This is a genomic window from Amycolatopsis sp. NBC_00355 (genome assembly GCF_036104975.1).
Taxonomy (GTDB): Bacteria; Actinomycetota; Actinomycetes; order Mycobacteriales; family Pseudonocardiaceae; genus Amycolatopsis.
On record NZ_CP107982.1, the window covers coordinates 10,394,861 to 10,412,298 of the forward strand.

17 protein-coding genes and 1 pseudogene are annotated in these 17,438 nt (G+C 72.9%); 8 read left to right on the forward strand and 10 right to left on the reverse strand.

The genetic code is table 11. The features are described 5' to 3' along the window. Nucleotides 1-119 precede the first annotated feature (119 nt). On the reverse strand, nucleotides 120-701 hold the full coding sequence (locus OHS18_RS48070) for a TetR/AcrR family transcriptional regulator (RefSeq protein WP_328615346.1): 582 nt from the start codon (nucleotides 699-701) through the stop codon (nucleotides 120-122). A gap of 50 nt (nucleotides 702-751) precedes the next feature. On the opposite strand from OHS18_RS48070, the gene OHS18_RS48075 reads away from it, so the two are divergent. Beyond that, the gene (locus tag OHS18_RS48075) at nucleotides 752-1,624 is read left to right on the forward strand and encodes an SDR family NAD(P)-dependent oxidoreductase (protein ID WP_328615347.1); all 873 of its coding nucleotides are present in this window, start codon (nucleotides 752-754) and stop codon (nucleotides 1,622-1,624) included. 24 nt (nucleotides 1,625-1,648) lie between these two features. Here the strand turns inward: OHS18_RS48075 and OHS18_RS48080 are convergent, their stop codons facing one another. Further along, the gene (locus tag OHS18_RS48080) at nucleotides 1,649-2,257 is read right to left on the reverse strand and encodes a TetR/AcrR family transcriptional regulator (RefSeq protein ID WP_328615348.1); all 609 of its coding nucleotides are present in this window, start codon (nucleotides 2,255-2,257) and stop codon (nucleotides 1,649-1,651) included. Nucleotides 2,258-2,348: 91 nt separating this feature from the next. Here OHS18_RS48080 and OHS18_RS48085 point away from each other — a divergent pair, with 91 nt between their 5' ends. Together OHS18_RS48085 and OHS18_RS48090 are read left to right on the forward strand one after the other, a co-directional pair. Continuing rightward, complete coding sequence (locus OHS18_RS48085; protein ID WP_328615349.1) at nucleotides 2,349-3,827, forward strand: FAD-dependent oxidoreductase; 1,479 nt, start codon at nucleotides 2,349-2,351, stop codon at nucleotides 3,825-3,827. A gap of 411 nt (nucleotides 3,828-4,238) precedes the next feature. Next, the gene (locus tag OHS18_RS48090; protein WP_328615350.1) at nucleotides 4,239-5,189 is read left to right on the forward strand and encodes an MEDS domain-containing protein; all 951 of its coding nucleotides are present in this window, start codon (nucleotides 4,239-4,241) and stop codon (nucleotides 5,187-5,189) included. 24 nt (nucleotides 5,190-5,213) lie between these two features. Here the strand turns inward: OHS18_RS48090 and OHS18_RS48095 are convergent, their stop codons facing one another. Continuing rightward, entirely contained in the window at nucleotides 5,214-5,531 is a 318-nt protein-coding gene (locus OHS18_RS48095) for a helix-turn-helix domain-containing protein (RefSeq protein WP_328457567.1), read from the reverse strand. Between the two features lie 424 nt (nucleotides 5,532-5,955). Between OHS18_RS48095 and OHS18_RS48100 the strand changes: the two genes are divergently transcribed. Genes OHS18_RS48100 through OHS18_RS48110 form a run of 3 tightly spaced genes read left to right on the forward strand, consistent with a single transcriptional unit; the run spans nucleotide 5,956 to nucleotide 8,161 of the window. After that, nucleotides 5,956-7,026, forward strand: coding sequence for a hydrogenase expression protein HypE (locus OHS18_RS48100; protein WP_328457565.1), 1,071 nt, complete (start codon nucleotides 5,956-5,958; stop codon nucleotides 7,024-7,026). Between the two features lie 5 nt (nucleotides 7,027-7,031). Further along, nucleotides 7,032-7,532: a NifU family protein gene (locus OHS18_RS48105; protein WP_328457563.1), complete on the forward strand. Its 501-nt coding sequence runs from the start codon at nucleotides 7,032-7,034 to the stop codon at nucleotides 7,530-7,532. Then, nucleotides 7,529-8,161, forward strand: coding sequence for a DUF5947 family protein (locus OHS18_RS48110; protein ID WP_328615351.1), 633 nt, complete (start codon nucleotides 7,529-7,531; stop codon nucleotides 8,159-8,161). The genes OHS18_RS48105 and OHS18_RS48110 overlap by 4 nt, the downstream gene beginning before the upstream one ends. 54 nt (nucleotides 8,162-8,215) lie before the next feature. Here OHS18_RS48110 and OHS18_RS48115 read toward each other — a convergent pair whose 3' ends face one another. From OHS18_RS48115 to OHS18_RS48130, 4 genes are all read right to left on the reverse strand, one after another. Then, a complete protein-coding gene (locus tag OHS18_RS48115) occupies nucleotides 8,216-9,385 on the reverse strand; it encodes an NAD(P)/FAD-dependent oxidoreductase (protein WP_328615352.1) in 1,170 nt (389 codons plus the stop codon). A 137-nt stretch (nucleotides 9,386-9,522) separates the two neighbouring features. Next, nucleotides 9,523-10,230, reverse strand: a complete 708-nt coding sequence (locus OHS18_RS48120; RefSeq protein WP_328457556.1) for a glycosyltransferase — start codon at nucleotides 10,228-10,230, stop codon at nucleotides 9,523-9,525. Then, on the reverse strand, nucleotides 10,227-11,495 hold the full coding sequence (locus OHS18_RS48125; RefSeq protein ID WP_328615353.1) for a bifunctional PIG-L family deacetylase/class I SAM-dependent methyltransferase: 1,269 nt from the start codon (nucleotides 11,493-11,495) through the stop codon (nucleotides 10,227-10,229). The genes OHS18_RS48120 and OHS18_RS48125 overlap by 4 nt, the downstream gene beginning before the upstream one ends. Then, on the reverse strand, nucleotides 11,492-12,493 hold the full coding sequence (locus OHS18_RS48130; protein WP_328457552.1) for an acyl-CoA dehydrogenase family protein: 1,002 nt from the start codon (nucleotides 12,491-12,493) through the stop codon (nucleotides 11,492-11,494). The genes OHS18_RS48125 and OHS18_RS48130 overlap by 4 nt, the downstream gene beginning before the upstream one ends. Nucleotides 12,494-12,560: 67 nt before the next feature. Here OHS18_RS48130 and OHS18_RS48135 point away from each other — a divergent pair, with 67 nt between their 5' ends. Further along, nucleotides 12,561-13,664 carry an FUSC family protein gene (locus tag OHS18_RS48135; protein WP_328615354.1) on the forward strand — a complete coding sequence of 368 codons (1,104 nt, stop codon included), beginning with the start codon at nucleotides 12,561-12,563 and terminating at the stop codon, nucleotides 13,662-13,664. 1 nt (nucleotide 13,665) lies between these two features. Here the strand turns inward: OHS18_RS48135 and OHS18_RS48140 are convergent, their stop codons facing one another. Together OHS18_RS48140 and OHS18_RS48145 are read right to left on the reverse strand one after the other, a co-directional pair. After that, nucleotides 13,666-14,070 carry a hypothetical protein gene (locus OHS18_RS48140; RefSeq protein ID WP_328457548.1) on the reverse strand — a complete coding sequence of 135 codons (405 nt, stop codon included), beginning with the start codon at nucleotides 14,068-14,070 and terminating at the stop codon, nucleotides 13,666-13,668. A gap of 39 nt (nucleotides 14,071-14,109) precedes the next feature. Then, nucleotides 14,110-15,363, reverse strand: a complete 1,254-nt coding sequence (locus OHS18_RS48145) for a cation:proton antiporter domain-containing protein (RefSeq protein ID WP_328457546.1) — start codon at nucleotides 15,361-15,363, stop codon at nucleotides 14,110-14,112. 272 nt (nucleotides 15,364-15,635) lie between these two features. Between OHS18_RS48145 and OHS18_RS48150 the strand changes: the two are divergent. Further along, a pseudogene (locus OHS18_RS48150) lies at nucleotides 15,636-16,441 on the forward strand (Gfo/Idh/MocA family protein); the annotation flags it as partial. 52 nt (nucleotides 16,442-16,493) lie between these two features. Here OHS18_RS48150 and OHS18_RS48155 read toward each other — a convergent pair. Then, the gene (locus OHS18_RS48155) at nucleotides 16,494-17,237 is read right to left on the reverse strand and encodes a hypothetical protein (protein ID WP_326948162.1); all 744 of its coding nucleotides are present in this window, start codon (nucleotides 17,235-17,237) and stop codon (nucleotides 16,494-16,496) included. Between the last annotated feature and the right edge of the window lie 201 nt (nucleotides 17,238-17,438).

Below are 17,438 nucleotides of genomic sequence, written 5' to 3' on the forward strand. Positions count from 1 at the left end.
AAGACGAACCGCAGGTACGGTCCCGCCGCTCCCGCAGTCGGGCCGCCGAGCCGGCGATTCCCGTGCTGGACTGTTCCCGTGTCGAGCCGGCGGCGTACCTGCGCCGAGCCGCGCCCGGGTCAGCTTTTCCCGGCGCCGGACCGGATCGCGTCGACCAGCATGCGCACCAGCTGATCCCCGCCGACCGTCCACTTCTCCGGCGCCAGGTGGCCGCTCAGTTCCAAGCCCGCGATCCCGTGCGCGCTCGACATCAGCAGGGCGCCGTACGGGCGGGCGTCGGCGTCGCCGACCAGGTCGGCGACGATGACCAGGAACCGGTTCTCCAGGCGGCTCGCGGCCTCGACGGCGTCCGGGGCGTCCGCCGGAGTGCTGAACATCAGCGCGTACAGGTGTGGCCGGCGACGGCCGAGCCCGATGAGGGCCATCAGGGCCGTCTCCAGCCGGGCGCCCGGCGTGGTGCCCGGGGCGGCCCGCACCTGCGCCACCTCGTCGGCCAGCGAGTTCCAGGCGTCCACGGCCAGCTGCGTCAGCAGGTGCGCCTTGTCCTCGAAGTGCCCGTAGGGCGCGCCGCGCGAGACGCCGGCCCGGGCGCCCACCGCGCGGAGCGTCACCGCGTCGGGGCCGCCTTCGTCGAGCAGTTCGGACGCGGCGCGCACGAGGGCGGTCCTGGTCGCAGCGGCCGCTTCGGTTCGCGTCACCATGGGACCGATTCTACTTGACAGTGTCACATGAGCGGCGCAGAGTGGTTCATATGACAACGTCACATGAAAACGGGCTGATGGTCGTCTCCGGCGCCTCGACGGGGATGGGCGCCGCCACCGCACGCGAGCTGGCCGCTCGCGGTTACCACGTGCTCGCCGGCGTCCGGCGCGACCGCGACGCCGATGCGATCCGGGCCGAGGGTGTCGAGCCGGTGATCCTGGATGTCACGCGCCCCGAGCACGTCCGGGCCCTCGTCGAGCGCATCGCCGCGGATCCGGAGCACCGTCCGCTCCGCGCCCTCGTCAACAACGCGGGCATCTCGGTCAACGCGCCGGTCGAAGCCCTGCCGCTCGACGAGTGGCGGCGGCTGTTCGAGGTCAACCTGTTCGGGCACGTCGCCGTCACCCAGGCGCTGCTGCCCTTCCTCCACCGCAGTCACGGCCGGATCGTGAACATCAGCTCGGTCGGCGGGAAGATCGCGATGGCCACCTACGGGGCCTACGGTGGCGCGAAGTTCGCGCTCGAGGCGGTCAGTGACGCGCTCCGCCGTGAACTCGCCCCGCACGGCGTCCAGGTCGTGGTCGTCGAGCCGGGCGCGGTGCGGACGGAAATGGGGGATCGTGGTGCCGCCACCGCCACCGATCTCGCCGCGAAGATGACCCCCGAACACCAGCGGCGTTACGGCGGGCTCGTCCAGGCCGTCGTCACCCACTCGCTGAAGTTCACCGGGAAGGGCATGCCGGCGGCGAAAGCCGGCGCCATCGTCGCGGAGGCCGCCACCACGAGGCGGCCGCGCACGCGCTACACCATCGGCCGTGACGCGGCCCTGCTCACCCGCCTCACGCGCGTCCTGCCCGACCGCGTCCTGGACCGGGTGGCTGCGGCGAGCCTCCGGCCGTACTTCCCCGGAAAAGCCGCCTGACGTCCGGCTCGCGGCGACCGGAGGTCACGACGCCGCCCGCACGAGCGGCAGGAACAGGTCGTCGACGATCGCCTCGATGCGCGCGGGCGCCGGGGGTTCGAGGTCCATCAGCAGGTCGTGGCGCACCAGTTCGAACGGCATTTCGAGCACCACGGCCGGGATGCGCGCCAGGTCGATCTCGCCGCGTTCGTGGGCACGCCGGTAGAGGGCCCGTCCGGGCGGGAGCGGCTGATCGCCCATGATCTGGTCGCGCACCTGTGAAGGGGACAGGCCGGTGTCGGCCAGCAGGCCCGCGAAGGAGGTGGCCACGGCGATGGTGAAGAAGGCGGCGAGGGCTTCGCTCATGGTTGTCAGCTGGGCGAGCAGGTCACTGCGCAGGGCGCCGGTGTCGGGGAGTTCGATCGGGTGGGTGCTGCGGTGGTGCTCGATCGCGGCGAGCACGAGCTGGTCCTTGTTGGCCCAGCGGCGGTAGAGCACGGCCTCGCTGGTGCGGGCGCGGACGGCGATCGACTCCATCGTCAGCCGGGCGTAACCGACCTCGACCAGCTCGTCCCAGCCGGCGGTGAGCAGCGCGGACTCGAGCTCCTTGCCGTGCCGGCGACGACGGACGGGTTCGGGCTCCTCGGTGACCACCACCCCACGATAGAAAGGCTTTCCTTTCTTGGCAAGCGGCTCTACTCTGACGTTAGAAAGAGATTCCTTTCTTGAGGTCAGGAGAGAGACGATGGACCCGCAAGTGCTGATCGCCGGCGCCGGCCCGGCCGGGCTGATGCTGGCCTGCGAGCTCGCCCGCCGCGACGTCCCCTTCCGCCTGGTCGAGGCCGCCCCCGGCCCGCGGCCCGGCTCGCGCGGCAAGGGTGTCCAGCCGCGCACCCTCGAGGTGTTCGACGACCTCGGCGTCGTCGGGCGCGTGCTGGCCCACGGCCGGATGGCGATGCCGATCCGGGCGACCGCCGCCGACGGCCGGGTGACGCTGGGCGGCACCGAGCCGCCCGCGGCGCGCCCCGACGTCCCGTACCCGGCGAGCCTGATCACGCCCGAGTGGCGGATCGAGGAAACGCTCCGGCTGCGGCTGGCCGAACTCGGCGGCGCCGTCGAGTTCGGCACCGCCCTCGAGAGCTTCGCGCAGTCGGGCGAAGGCGTGTCAGCGGTCGTCGTGCGCGGCGGGGAAGCCGAGACGATCACCGCGCGCTGGCTGGTCGGCTGCGACGGCGGCCACAGCGTCGTCCGCAAGCAGGCCGGCATCGCGTTCGTGGGGGAGACCCGGGACGAGGTGCGGATGATCGTCGCCGACCTCGAAGTCGACGGCCTCGAGCGCGACGCCTGGCACATGTGGCGGCACGCCGACGGCCTCGTCACCCTCTGCCCGCTGCCCTCCACCGGCGTTTTCCAGTACCAGGCGAGCATCGCGCCGGGACAGGACCCGGACCTCGGTCTCGCGAACATGCAGGCGATCCTCGACCGGCGGAGCGGCCGCGCCGACATCCGCCTCCGCGAGCCGGAGTGGTCGTCGCTGTGGCGCGCCAACATCCGGCTCGTGGACCGCTACCGCGAGGGGCGGGTGTTCCTCGCCGGCGACGCGGCGCACATCCACTCGCCCGCCGGCGGCCAGGGGATGAACACCGGCATCCAGGACTCGTACAACCTCGGCTGGAAGCTCGCAGCCGTCGCGAACGGCGCCTCGCCGGCGTTGCTCGACACCTACGAGGCCGAGCGGCGCCCGGTCGCGGCGGGCGTGCTCGCGCTGTCGAACGCGCGGCTCAAGCAGGCGATCGAGCAGAACGGCCTGGTCGTCCGCAGTGACGCGAGCACGATGCAGCTCGGCGTCGGCTACCGCGGCTCCGCCCTCGCTCGCGACGACCGTGACGAAACCGCCTCGCTCCGCGCCGGCGACCGCGCCCCCGACGCGACCGGGCTGACGACGCCGGAAGGCGGGCGCCGGCTGTTCGACCTGACCCGCGGCGGGCGTTTCACGGTGCTGACTTTCGTTGCCACACCGGCGTTTCCCGGCCTCCGGACCCTGCGCGTCGTCGAAGAACCGACCGGCCCCGACGACCTCGCCGACACCGAAGGTCACCTCGCCGAGGCCTACGGCCACGCCCTGGTGCTGATCCGTCCCGACGGCTACATCGCGCTGATCTCCGACGCGGGCGACGCCTCGGCGGTGCCGGACTACCTCGCCGCGATCGGCGTCACGGCCTAGAAAGGCACGTACCGGCCCGCCGGGCCTTGCCGCCGGACTCCGGCGATGTGTATTTCGCGAACAACGCGGCTACTTCGTTGCATTGACGCAAAGTGTTTTCCGGTCGCCGCCCGGACAGTTGTGGTCGCCGATCGGGAGCGCTCGGACATAAATGGACGACGCTGCTGAGCGGCTCGGGCCGGCACGGCGCTGACCTGCATCGACGGTGATCGACGCGCGGGACATAAATGGCGCGGTACCTGGACGTTCCAAAACGACCAGGGTTGAATACTCCGAAAGGTGGAATGGATTCCGGCTGCCATACCGAAAAGGCTCCGCCGCGGGTACTCTCCTCTCGTTCCGTAGAACGTTCGAGGAACAAAACCATCTTGCGGTCGACTTCGAAGACCGGTCCCCGGAGGTTAAGCGCGCATGGCGACCCCGACGTCCGTCCCCGCCGAGACAGACTTTCGGCACCAGAGCTGCGTCTACAGCAGCGACGCGGAGTTCCTCGCGATGGCGGTGCCCTTCGCACAGGACGGGCTGCGGCGGGGCGAGCCGGTACTGGTCGGCACGACCGAGGCCAACCAGGAGCTGCTCGGCGACGTCCTGGGCGCCGACGCGGGCAAGATCGTCCTCGTCGAGCCGGCCTGCTTCGGACCCCGTCCGCCGCAGCTCGCGGCCGCGCTGCACCGGTACTGGACGCGCTACCGGTCGACGGCGCCGGGCGGCGCGGTGCGCGTGCTCGCCGAACCGGCCCGCGTCGGCGCGGCCGAGTGGCGGCACACCGAGGCCGGGTTCAACGTGGCCCTCGCCGACACCGGGATCTGGATGCTCTGCCCGTACGACACCAGGATCTTCGAGGCCGGCGCGATCGAAGACGCCCGGCGGGCGCACCCGGAGCTGCTCGTCGGCGGCAAGGCCGAGCCGTCCACGCAGTTCACCGCGCCCGCGCGGGTCGACGGCTTCCCCGCGTCACCGCCGCCACCCGGCGACTCGGCCGACATCTTCCGCTTCGAGGGCGACCTGGTCGCCGTGCGGCGGTACGTGCTCGAGAAGGCCGGCCCGCTGCTGCACCCCGAGAACGCCGTGGCCATGTTCGGCATCGCCGTCGGCGAGGCCATCACCTACCTGACCGAGCACGGCATCGGCCGGGCGGCCGTGTGGGTCCGGCCGGCCGCCGGGCGCGTGGTGTGCACGCTGCACAGCGACGAGCCGCTCGACCTGCCCGCGTTCTTCGGGTCGCGGCCGCCGGACCTGCGTTGCTCCGACACCGGGCTGTGGCTGACCGACCAGATCTGCGAGTGGCTCGACATCAGCTCCGACGCCTCGGGGTGCACCATCGAACTGGCCACGCCGGGGTCGTGGGCGAGCGACAACTGACACCGGGACACTTGTGTCCGCACCTCAGCGCAGCTGCACGTCGCCGAACTGCTCCTGGATCCGGCGCAGCTCGCGCAGCCGCGGCTCGGTCTGCCCGCCGATCCACCGGTTCACCGTCTTCACCGACACCTCGAGCCGCTGCGCGGCGGCCTCCCGGGTGGTGCCCGTCCGGCGCAGCGCCTCCGCCATCCAGTCGGCGAAGCTCGCCGCGGCCTCGCCGGAAACGTCCGGCACTTCCGGGACCGGCGTTTCCGGCACGGCGGGGTCGAGGTGCGCGGTGGCCGAGGGCAGGACGTCGAACTCGACCCGGCCGGGGTATTTCCGGCACGAGATTTCGATCATTCCCGCCGGTCCCGCTGCGGCCAGCAGCGTGCGGAGGATCGTGTTTCCGAGTTCGCGATCTTCCGCTTCGGCGAGGGGTGAGTCCGCGAGACAGCCGCGGAGGAATTCCCGGATTTGCGGAACGGCGGACGGGCGGGCCGGAAAAACTTTCGTGCTGACCTCGACCGATACCACCTCGATCGCCTCACCGCGCGACCGACCAGCCGACTCAACCACTCGAAACGCCCCTTCCGGTGGCCTCCGAGTGTAGCCGTGCGGGGGATTTTCCCCGACCCCGGAACGGAGTAGCGAGCCGCGCCAGTTCTGTCGCGGACGGCCCAGGACACTCTTGCCGCCACACCCGGACAGGTCTACGGTGGGCGTCCGTCGGGCCGTCCCGAGGCGGGATTTCCTGAAGTTCCCGAACCCTCAGAGGTGTGCATCGATGGACAGGGCCCCGCAGCACGGCAACGGCCCGCAGGCCGATCCCGTCAACGATTCACCCGGCGAACCGCCCACCGTCCACATTCTCTGGATGAATGGCGGCCTGAGCTGCGACGGCGAATCGGTGGCGTTGACCGCGGCGAGCCAGCCCAGTATCGAAGAGATCGTCCTCGGCGGGCTTCCCGGGTTGCCGAAGATCGAAATGCACTGGCCGTTCCTCGATTTCCAGTGTGGTCCCGAACAGAGCCGGGACAGTTTCATCGGGTGGTGGCACAAAGCCGATCGGGGTGAACTCGAGCCGTTCATCCTGGTGATCGAAGGCTCGATAGCCGACGAGACGAACAAGACCGAGGGCTTCTGGTCCGGGTTCGGCAACGACCCGCTCACCGGCCAGCCCGTGACCGCCAGCGAATGGCTCGACCGGCTGGCCCCCAAGGCGATGGCGATCATGGCCGTCGGCACCTGCGCGGCCTACGGCGGCATCCACGCGATGGCGGGCAACCCGACCGGCGCCATGGGCGTGCCCGACTACCTCGGCTGGGACTGGCGCTCCAAGGCCGGCCTGCCGATCGTGTGCGTCCCCGGCTGCCCCGCCCAGCCCGACAACCTCTCGGAGACCATCCTGCACCTGCTCTTCCAGGCGTCCGGCCGGGCACCGGTGATCGACGTCGACGAGGCACTGCGCCCGAAGTGGCTGTTCCAGAACACCGTCCACGAAGGCTGCGACCGGGCCGGGTACTACGAGCAAGACGAGTTCGCCGAGCAGCACGGGTCCCCGAAGTGCCTGGTCAAACTCGGCTGCTGGGGTCAGGTCGTCAAGTGCAACGTGCCCAAGCGCGGCTGGATCAACGGCGTCGGCGGCTGCCCGAACGTCGGCGGCATCTGCATCGGCTGCACCATGCCCGGTTTCCCCGACAAGTTCATGCCGTTCATGGAGGACCCGGCGGGCGCCGGCACCCCGGCCGCGGCGAGCACCGTGTCGGGGTCCGCGATCCGCATCCTGCGGGAGATCCGGACCAAGCCGGGTGTCGAAGAACCGCAGAGCACGCCGTCACGGGCCACCAGCTGGTGACGGCGATGCCTTCCGTGCGCGCCGTCGGCGACCGCGTCGAAGAGCTGCTCGGCGTCCTGCTCGGCGGACCCGGCCGCGGGCCGGCCGAGGAGATCGTGCGGGAGCTGATGAACCTGTACGGCGAAGGCCTCGCCCGGATCGCCGGCGTGCTGCGCGTACGGGACCCGGCCCTGCTCGACGAGCTCGCCGGCGACGGCCTGCTGGCCGGCCTCCTGGTGCTGCACGACCTGCACCCGCTCGACGCGGACACCCGGATCCGCCGGGCCCTGGCCCGGCTGGGCGGCGACGCCGAACTGCTGGGCGTCGAGGACGGCGTGGCACGCCTGCGGCGGGCGGGCGCCCGCGGGTGCGGCTCGTCGACGTCCGACGTGCTCCTCGAAACGGCGGTCCTCGACGCGGCCCCGGAGCTCAGTGGCGTCGAGCTGACCGAGGCCGCGGCGCTGTTCCAGATCGGCATGGGCCCGCCGCCCGGCTGGAGGACGGCCGGGGAGGGGCGGGCTTCATGAGTCCTCTCACCGGCTTCCCGCACCGCGCGGACCAGCCGGGCCCGGTGCCGGAGCAGCGGTCGGCGTGGCTGGAGAAGTGCGAGCTGTGCGGGACGCCGGTCGCGTCGCGCCACGGCCACCTCGTCGACACCGGCCGCCGTGGCCTGGTGTGCGCGTGCCGGGCCTGCTTCCTGCTCTTCATCGAGAGCCGCCGCGGTGACCCCCGGTACCGCGCGGTGCCCGAGCGGTACCTGTGGGACCCGGACCGCCCGGTGACCGGCCTCGACTGGGCCGGTCTCGGCATCCCGGCGGGCTTCGCGTTCTTCCTGCGCCGCGGGACGGGCGTCGCGGCGTTCCACCCGGGCCCGGCGGGGGCCGCCGAAAGCCTGGTGACCCTCGACCTCTGGACCGAACTGTCCGCCGGCCACCCGCTGCTCGCGGCGGCCGAGCCGGAGGTCGAGGCCATCCTGTTCCACGACGCCGGGTGCGGCACGGACTGCTACCTGGTCCCGATCGACGTCTGCTACCGCCTGGTCGGCACGGTCCGCCGCTACTGGACGGGCCCCGACGGCGGTCCCCGCGTCCGCGCGCGCGTCGGGGAGCTGTTCCAGGAGATCCGCGACCGGGTGCGGCCGCTGCCCGAGGCGTGAGCCCGCCCTCACTTCACTCACCGGGGTACAACGACGTCAGCGGCTTCGACGCCATCACCGCGCCTGACCCCCGGCGGGCGCGGGGTCGTGCTTGCGGATCAGCTCCTCGCCGCGTTCGTAGTCGTCGTCGGCTTCGTGGGTGAGGACGCCGACCGCCGCGCCGTCGCGTTCGTACCAGACCGTGAAGCCGCCGCCGTCGTGTTCGACCAGGCGGGCCTGGTCGAAGCCGTCGCCCCAGGCGGCGTACTTCAGCACCCGGTCGCCGATCTCGGACCAGAAGCCCGGGACGTCGTCCCAGGTCTCGGACCCGCCGGCGGCGTTGCGGCCGGCGATCGCGCCCATCGCGAGGCCCTCACCCCAATGCTCGACGGCCAACGCGCGGCCCGCGGCGGTGTTGTCTGAGAAGGCGACGTCACCCGCCGCGAAGACGTCGGCCGCGCTGGTGCGCAGCCGGGCGTCGGTGCGGACCCGGCCCTGTTCGATCTTCAGCCCGGCCTTCTCGGCGAGCGCGCCGCGGGGCCGGATGCCGGTGGCGAGCAGCACGAGACCGGCGTCGAGCACCGGCACGAGGTCGGAGCGGATCCGGTGGCCGGCCTCGATCGACTCGAGCGTCGTCCCGCGCAGCACGCTGACACCTTCCGCCTTGAGCCACCGCAGGATCCGGATCCCGGCGTCGCGGCCGAGGCGGGACTGCTGCGGGACGTCCTCCGGGCAGACGACGGTCACCTGCACGCCGAGGCGCGCGAGCGAGACCGCGGCTTCACAGCCGATGAACCCGGCGCCGACGACGATGGCGCTGCGAGCGTCCGCGGCGGCCTTCTTCAGCTCGCGGGACGACTTCGCCGACCGCAGCACCAGCACGTCGACGTGGTCCGCGCCGGGAATGTCCGGCCGGACGGGCTCGGCGCCGGTGGCGAGCACGCAGCGGGTGAAGGCGTGCTCCTGCCCGGCGGCGGTGCGGACGCGGTGGTCACCGAGCTCGACGACCGGGTCGCCCAGGGACACCGCGATGTCGTGGCCGGCGAAGAACTCTTCGCTCTCCATGCCGATGTCGTCGGTTTCGCCGCGCAGGAAGTCCTTGGACAGCGGCGGCCGCTCGTACGGCGGATCCGTGTCGGCGGTGAGCAGGTGGACTTCGCCGCTCCCGCCGGCTTCGCGGTACGCGCGGGCGGCCGACACCCCGGCCGCGCCGCTGCCGATCACTACCAGGCTTTCGGAGGTCATGCCTACGCGTACCCGCGCCGGGCCGGGGTAATCGTCCTTCCGGCAGGTCCGTGAAGGCCTCCTTGAGGGACTCCAAGTCCCTCAAGGAGGCCTTCACGGCTTTCGGCGGTAAGGCGGGCCGGACCGGCCGCGGCCGCTCAGGCGACGGGTTCTTCCCGCAACGTGGTCCGCAGCAGCGCGGCCAGCCCGTCCGGTGCCCGCCCATCGAGGCGCGAGCTGGTCCGCACCACCGCCGCGGGCTCCACCCGGCAGCGGAACCCGGCTTCGCCGAGACGCCGCCACAGGTCGTGGTCCTCGCCCGTCCGGCAGACGCCGAAGCCGCCGACCGTGTCGAACGCGTCCGCGCGGACGCCGAGGTTGGCGCCGTAGACGTTCACCCCGCCCGAAACCACCGCGTGGTAGCGGCGGGCCGCGTGCGGGGACCCGGGGAACGGGCCCGCCAGCTCGGCCGGGCCGGTGACCGCGTGCGCGCCCCGTTCGACGCGGCGCAGGTGCTCGCGTGCCCAACCCGAGGCGACCTGCGTGTCGGCGTCGGTGTTGAGCAGCAGTACCTCCGACGCCGCGTGGCCGGCCAGCCCGGCCCGCACCGCGTGGACGCCGAGGTCGCGGACTTCGCCGATCGTGCGAGGCCGGTCGGTGACCACGACCCGGCCCGTCGCCCAGCCGCCGAACGTCGCGCGGGCGCGGGCCGCGGTGTCGTCCGCGCACCGGTCGGCGACCACGCACACCGCCCGCTCGACCCGCGCGGGCAGCCGCCACAACGCCCGCCGGAGCGCGCGCAGGCACGGCTCGATCAGATCCCGCTCGTCCCGGGCCGGGACGACCACGCCGACCGCCGTGATCACCGGCGCCTCAGCACGTGCAGCAGGAACGCCTCGTCCGTATGGGCCACGACCTGCTCGAACGCCGGGTGCGCGAGCAGCCGTGCGTGCGCTTCGGCGGCGTCGCGGGGCGCCTCCGGGGCCCACGGCCGCCAGTGGACGGCGACCAGGTCCCCGCCCGGCCGCAGCGCCGCCGCCGACGCCTCGATGGTCGCGGTGAGGTCGGCGTCGTCCAGGTAGTACAGGAGTTCGCTGTACACCAGCAGATCCACCGGTCCCTCCGGGATCCCGGCCGGGACGGATCCACTGTGGACGTCCACATGCGACAGACCGGCGACCGACGCGGCGGTCCGGGAGACGGCGTCGGGTACCGGGTCGAAGGCGTCCAGCCGGTCACAACGCGGTGCCAGGTCGCGGGTGAGCAGGCCGAGGCCGCAGGCCGGCTCGACGATCGTGCCGTAGTGCTCCTGCGGCAGCGAAGCGAGCAGCACTGCCCGCTTGCGCCGCTCGTACCAGCCGTCGGCGACGTGCCACGGGTCGTCGTCGGCGGCGTACAGCTGCGCGAACCGGCTCACCGGCGCCGACCGCGCGGGCGGTTCCCGGAAGAACGTCTCGGCCGGCCGGTCGAAGTGCGCCAGGACGTCCGGCGGCAGGATCGGGTCCTCGCCCCGCGGACCGGGCTTGAGCTGCGAGGTGAACGTCGCGACGGCGGCGGCCTTCGCGGTGCGCTCCGCGTCGGTCAACCGGTAGGAACGCGCGTGGTGCCACGGGATCCCGGTGTCCGAAGGGGACCGTCGGTGCCACAGCCAGATCGGGTAGGACCAGCGGTGGGCGGACACCGGCGCGGCGGCGAGCGCGGCCCGCCCGGCCGCGCGGTGGTCCGGGTGCGGGTCCTCCGGCCACGGCAGCAGCACGAGGTCGCGGCCTTCGGCGTGCTCCCGCAAGGCGTCGGTCAGGACGTCCTCGTGCGCGGCGAGCCCGGAGTCGGGCAGGCCGAGCCAGACCGGTTCGACGTCGGAAAGTCCTTGCTCCCGCAGGGAATCCCGCAGTTCCCGGCGCCGGGTCCGGCCCAGCTCCCGGCGCTCGCCGGGGCCGGCGTCGGGGAACGCGGCCTCGCCGTCGGTGGCGACCACCAGCGTCACGGCCGTGCCCGCGGCGTGCAGGTGCTGCAGCAGGCCGCTCGCGCCCAGGGTTTCGTCGTCCGGGTGAGCGGCGACGACCAGCGCGCGGCCGAACGGGTCGTCCGTCCACCCGGGAAACTCCCGGGTCCACGCGGACTCGGGGATCACACGTCCTCCACGGTGGCCAGCACCTGCCGGCCGAGCGCGGCGAGGTCGCGTTCGGCGTGGTGCTGGCGGACGTACACGCCGAGGTCGGCCAGCCGCTGCGCGAACCGGCGGTCGCGGCCCAGCGGGCTCGCGCCGGTCAGCCGGGGCGCGTGGTCGAGGATCTCGCGGACCGCGTGCTCGACGCCGGCGCGGCAGGTGCTCGCGACGTGCCACGGGTCGGCGGCCTGTTCGATGGTGCCGGCCGCGTGCAGCAGCAGCGTCTCGGCCGAGCGCAGCGCGGCGTGCATCGCGCCCAGGTGGGCCAGCTGGTGCTCGTCGGCGCGGCCGGTTTCGCGCAGGTACGCCAGGACGCCGTCGAAAACGCCGGCCGCCCCGCCGAGCCAGACGGCGGCGACCCCGCCACCGCCCAGGGCGAAGCCGGGCCGCCCGATGTACCAGTCCGGCGGGCCGATGAGCGCGTCGGCGGACACCAGGATGCCGTCGAAGACGACGTCGCCGCTGTCGGAGGCGTCCATCCCGACCGCCTGCCAGGTGTCCGGGTGCCGCTGCACGCCGGGGTCGGTGAGGTCGACGTCGACCAGCCGGTCGCCCGCCGCGACCAGGGCCCGGTCCAGCAGGGACAGTCCCGAGCAGAACCGGACGGTGCCGCCGAGCCTGCCATCCTCGAGGGTCGCGCCGGTGCCGCCGGACTTCGCCGCCCAGACGCCGTAGAGCGCGCCGGGCACAGGCGTCAGGCCGGCTTCACCGAGGATCGCGACGGCGTCGGTGTGCCCTTCGGCCAGCCGCGCGAGGGTCAGGTCGATGCGGCCGAGGGCGGCCAGCGCGGCCCACCGCCCGACGAGCCCGCCGGTGCCGGGCTGCGGCAGCTCGAGCGCGCCCGCCGTGTACAGCGTCCGGAGGTCCGACCCGATCGAGGCGGTGGACCGGGGCAGCGGCAGCGGCTTCGGCGGAGCGGTTTCCAACAGACCGTGCGCCGGTCTGGCCTCCCACGTGATCATGCCTGCGGGGTACCCGGATTCCGGGCGATCATGCGTGATCCGGCGCCGGGGCGGGTAGTCGCGGCGGGTGGACCAGACGACATCGGCGGCCGGTGACGACATCCTGGGCCAAGGCGTCCGGACGCCGCTGGGCTGGCTGACGCGCGCGTTCCGCGTGCCGGGCCGGGAACGTCACGTCCTCGTGCAGGCGGCGAAGGCGACTCTGGCGGCGACCGGGGCGTGGCTGCTGGCGACGGCGGTGCTGCACCTGCCGCAGCCGTTCCTGGCGCCCTACGCCGCGGTCTTCCTGGTGGAGACCACGGTCTACCGGTCGGTGCGGGGCTGGGCGCAGCAGGTCGGCGCGGTCGCCGCCGGCGTCGTGCTGGCGGGGATCGCCGGGCAGCTGATCCCGTGGCCCGCGGTGGCGCTGGGGCTGGTGGTGTTCCTGGGCCTGCTGGCCGGGTCGTGGCGCCGCTTCGGCGACTCCGGGGTCTGGGTCGGCGTCACCGGCATGCTGCTGATCGCCTACGGGACGCCGACGGTGCTGCTCGGCGACCGCCTCATCGAGACGGCCCTGGGCGCGGCGATCGGCGCGGCCGTCAACGCGCTGGTGTACCCGCCGCTGTTCGGCCAGCGCATCGCGGCGGCGGCCGGCCGGCTGGCCGAGGCGATGGCCGCGTTCCTCGCCGGCACGGCCGCGCTGATCCGCGCCGCCGAGCCGCCCGGCGACGTCGAGGACTGGCTCGGTGAGGCCCGCGAGCTGCGCAGCCTGGTCACGGCCGCCGCCGACGCCGTCCGCCGGACCCAGGAGGAGCGCGTCCTCAACCTGCGGCGGCGGCACCCCCGCTCCGGTCACGACCACGACCGCCGGACCGAGACGCTGATCTCGCTCTGGCCCCCGGTGGAGCAGCTGATCGGCGCGGTCCGGACGGCGTCGGAGCACGAGGAGACGTTCGTCCTCCCGTGGCCCGACGCCCGCGACGCGCTGGCCGAGCTCATCGAGAGCCTCGCCGACGTCGTCCGCGCCGTCGGCACCACCGGCCACCCGGTGGACCTGGACCGCGGCCGCGAGCTGCTGGCCCACTTGGAGCGGCGGCTGGCGGCCCCGGAGGACGGCGTGACGCCGGCGCTGGGCCTGGGCGCGATGACGCTCCCGGTCCGGCACCTGCTGGAGCGACTGGCCGGGCGCTGAGTCAGGCGCCGATCGCCTGGTTGAGGACGTCGGCGACCAGGTCGGGCTCGGCGATCGTCGCCGTCAGCGAGGGGTGCCGCAGCAGCCCGGACGGCTCGATGCCGGGCACCGGGTCCCGGAACCGGACGCAGAGGCCGCGGGCCGCGTTCGTGCCGAACGTCAGGCCGCGGTCGGCCAAGGACAGCCGCACGCCGAGCGCGCGCCACGGCTTGAACGGCCCGCTGACCTCGGCGCCGGCGAGGTTGGCCAGCGGCGTCGAGACGGACCAGGGGCCGAGGTGGACGTGCAGCCCGGTCGCGTCGAGGTCGAAGCCGCTGTGGCGTTCGAGCCACGGCTGCAGCCAGGACGGGCCGGCGAACTTCGCGTGGAGGCGGTGCCGGACGACGGCGTCCTCGTCTGGGCTCATGCACGAGGGCTACCCGCGGGAGCCCGGGACAAACGGGCGTCAGCCGACCGGGAGGTGGCCGCCGAGGGACTCGATCCGGCGGATCGCCGGCTCGGCGAGGATGCCGTGCACCACCACCGACAGCGCGACGGCGAGCGCGCCGATCCGCCACAGGACGTCCGGGCGCGGCACCGGGAACCGGTCGAGGGCGTAGGCGAGGTAGAAGAGCGTGCCGATCCCGCGCACGCCGAAGAACGCGATGGCGGGGGAGGCGTGCCGGCCGGCCGACGAGCCGAGCAGGGAAAGCCAGCCGAGCACCGGCCGGACGACCAGGACCGCGACCACCGTCAGCACCACCTCGACGACCGTGATGCCCTGCAGCAGCCCGTCGCCGAGGGCCAGACCGAGCCCGAGCAGCGCGATCGCGACGAACAGCCGTTCCAGCTGTCGCCCGAACGAGTGCAGCACGCCGTGGTACTCGTGGGACCGCTCCTGCGTGCGCACCGCGACGGCGGCCACGAAGACCGCGACGAACCCGTTGCCGTGCACCAGTTCCGCGACCGCGTACGGCAGGAACGCCAGGGCGAGCAGCACGAGCCCGTCGGCGTACTCGGCCAGCCGCAGTCGCGACGACGGCGCCCGGAACATCGCCCAGCCCAGCACCCACCCGGCGGCCAGCCCGACGAGCACGCCGACCGCGACCGGCAGCACGAGGTCGACGAGGACCCACCGCAGGTCGACACCCGCGCGTTGCCCGGCGAGCGCCAGCGCCAGCAGGACGAACGGCATCGTCAGCCCGTCGTTGAGCCCGGCCTCGGTGGTCAGGGTGAACCGGATCTCGTTGTTCCGCGCCAGTTCCGGCTCGACGTCGGGTGAAGGCACCCCGACGTCCCCGGCCAGCACCGGGTCGGTCGGCGCGAGCACCGAGCCGAGCAGCAGGGCCGCGCTGGCGGGCAGGGCCAGCCACCACCAGCCGAGCACCGCGACCACGACGATCATGGCGGGCATCGTGATCCCGAGCAGCCGCCAGGTCGACGCCCAGGCGCGGAACCCGAACGGGCGATCCACGGACAGCCCGGCGCCGGCCAGGGACACCAGGATGCCCAGCTGGGCGAACGATTCGACGCTCTCCAGGTGCGCGGTCGGGTCGGTCCAGCCGCCGCCGTAGGGCGCGGGCAACGGCAGGAGCCCGAGGCCGATGCCGGCGATCAGCATCACGAGCGGGGTCGAAAACGGCCGTTCGGCCACCAGCTTCGGCAGCACCGCGGCGGCGAGCGCGAGCAGCCCGGCGACGCCGAAGAGGACGGTCAGCATGAACTCGGCATGGGCAAGGGAACTCTTTCGTCGGTGGTGTTCGCCGGAATACCCGGAGCAGGGGCGGGCAAACCCGGTGGCGAGTGCCGCACGTCACCGTGAGCTGCGGGAACACCGTGTTCCCCGAAGCGTTGTAACGGGTGTCGGTACGGGTGGGTCCCCGGGCCTCACCCCTTGCCTTCACGGAACACCGGTCCGCCGGAGCCGTGTCGCGCCACTCGCCGCGAGGCGACCCCCGTACCGGCCTCGAACTCCCGCTTCCGCTCGCAGGCATCCTCCCCTCAGCCTTCGCCGAGCGGAAGCGGGACTTTCTTTTGTGTTCCGATTTTGCGCGCCCGCCGAAACGCGGGCGTTTTCGCATTTCCGGAAACGAAAACAAGCCCTCTCCCGCCGCCGCGCCGGACTGCCCGGCCGCCGAACCGCTCGAGACCATCGTGGGCCGGCACGGCCTGACCCGCTGGACCACCGACCTCGACACCGCGCTCGCCGACGGCGGCTTCCCGCTGTACTTCGATGCGCAGCTGACGTCGGTCCGCGAGAAGTCGATCGGCCGGGCGCTCGACGCCGGCAAGCACATCTACACCGAGAAGCCCCTGGCGGAATCCGTCGACGGCGCGTTGACGCTCGCCCGGCAGGCGGCCGCGGCGGGAGTGAAGAACGGCGTCGTGCACGACAAGCTGTACCTACCCGGCCTGCGCAAGCTCGCGCGGCTGGTGGACAGCGGGTTCTTCGGCCGGATCCTGTCCGTGCGCGGGGAGTTCGGCTACTGGGTCTTCGAAGGCGATTGGCAGAGCGCGCAGCGCCCCAGCCGGAACTACCGGGCCGAGGACGGCGGCGGGATCGTCGTGGACATGTTCTGCCTTACGACGCGACAGCCGACGACGCCGCGTACGCGATCTTCGAACTCGACGGCGGGATCGTGGTGCAGCTGAACTCGTCGTGGTGCGTGCGCGTGCACCGCGACGAGCTGGTCGAGTTCCAGGTGGACGGCACGCGGGGGAGCGCGGTCGCCGGCCTGCACAAGTGCGTCGTCCAGCCGCGGGAGGTCACGCCGAAGCCGGTGTGGGACCCGGACCTGAAAACGAAACGGGCCCGGCAGCACGTCGCTGCCGGGCCCGGGTGTCGTCGGGTCAGGCGCCCGGGCCGGAGTAGATCTCCGAGGCCTTCGGCGCGGTGACCGTCGTCGGCTTGTCCCAGTCGCTGAACTCCATCGTGCCGCTCTTCGGCTCCTGCATGCGCAGCAGGTAGTGCGGCTCGGCGGCGGCCACCGTCGCGGTGCCGTCGGAGCTGGTGAAGTTCAGGGCCGGGACGCCGCCCGCGGTCGTCTGCTCGCCGCCGGAGAAGGTCGCCGAGTCGATCTCGCCGATGGTGTTGTCGGTGAAGGTCTTGTAGTCGAGGAACTGCTTGAACGCCTCGCCCATGCCCGCGCCGATCTGTGACGTCGAGGGCACCCACTTGTCCTTGAGCGGCTTGCTCAGCGACGCCGGGATCCCGGCCTCCTTGATCAGCGACTCGCTGAACCGGAAGTAGTACTTGTCGCCGACGCGCAGCACCGGGACCTCGAGGCCGTCCTTCACGATGGTGCCGCTCGCGCTGTCCGGGTTGAGCTGCAGGTCCAGGTTGATGTTCCCGCCCTCGGAGACGGTGCCCCGCACGTGCACGGCCTTGGCCTGCTTCGCGGCGGCGACCACGGCGGTCCCGGCCTGCTTGGCGTCGAGCGACGCGGCCTTGGCTTCGGCGGAGGTGGAAGCGGCGGCGGGAGCGGCGGACGCGCCGGCCGGCTCGGCGGTCCCGGAGGTGCTGGAGCACCCGGCGGAGATCAGGGCGGCGACGGCCCCGGTGGCGATGAGCGCTCCCAGGCGGAGTCGAGACATGAGCGATGGGTCCCCTCGTGAAGGTCCGGGCGTCCCGGACACGAACGGAGTATCGACCATGCGGGTGATCTGTTACGCCCTGTTGAGGTAGATCACCCTTGTCGCTCCAAAGATGCAGTATCGCCGCAGTGTCGTAGTCGCGCGCTCACTGTCGGCAATGTGTCACAAACGCCGGCCCGGCGGCATCTCCAGGTCGATCAC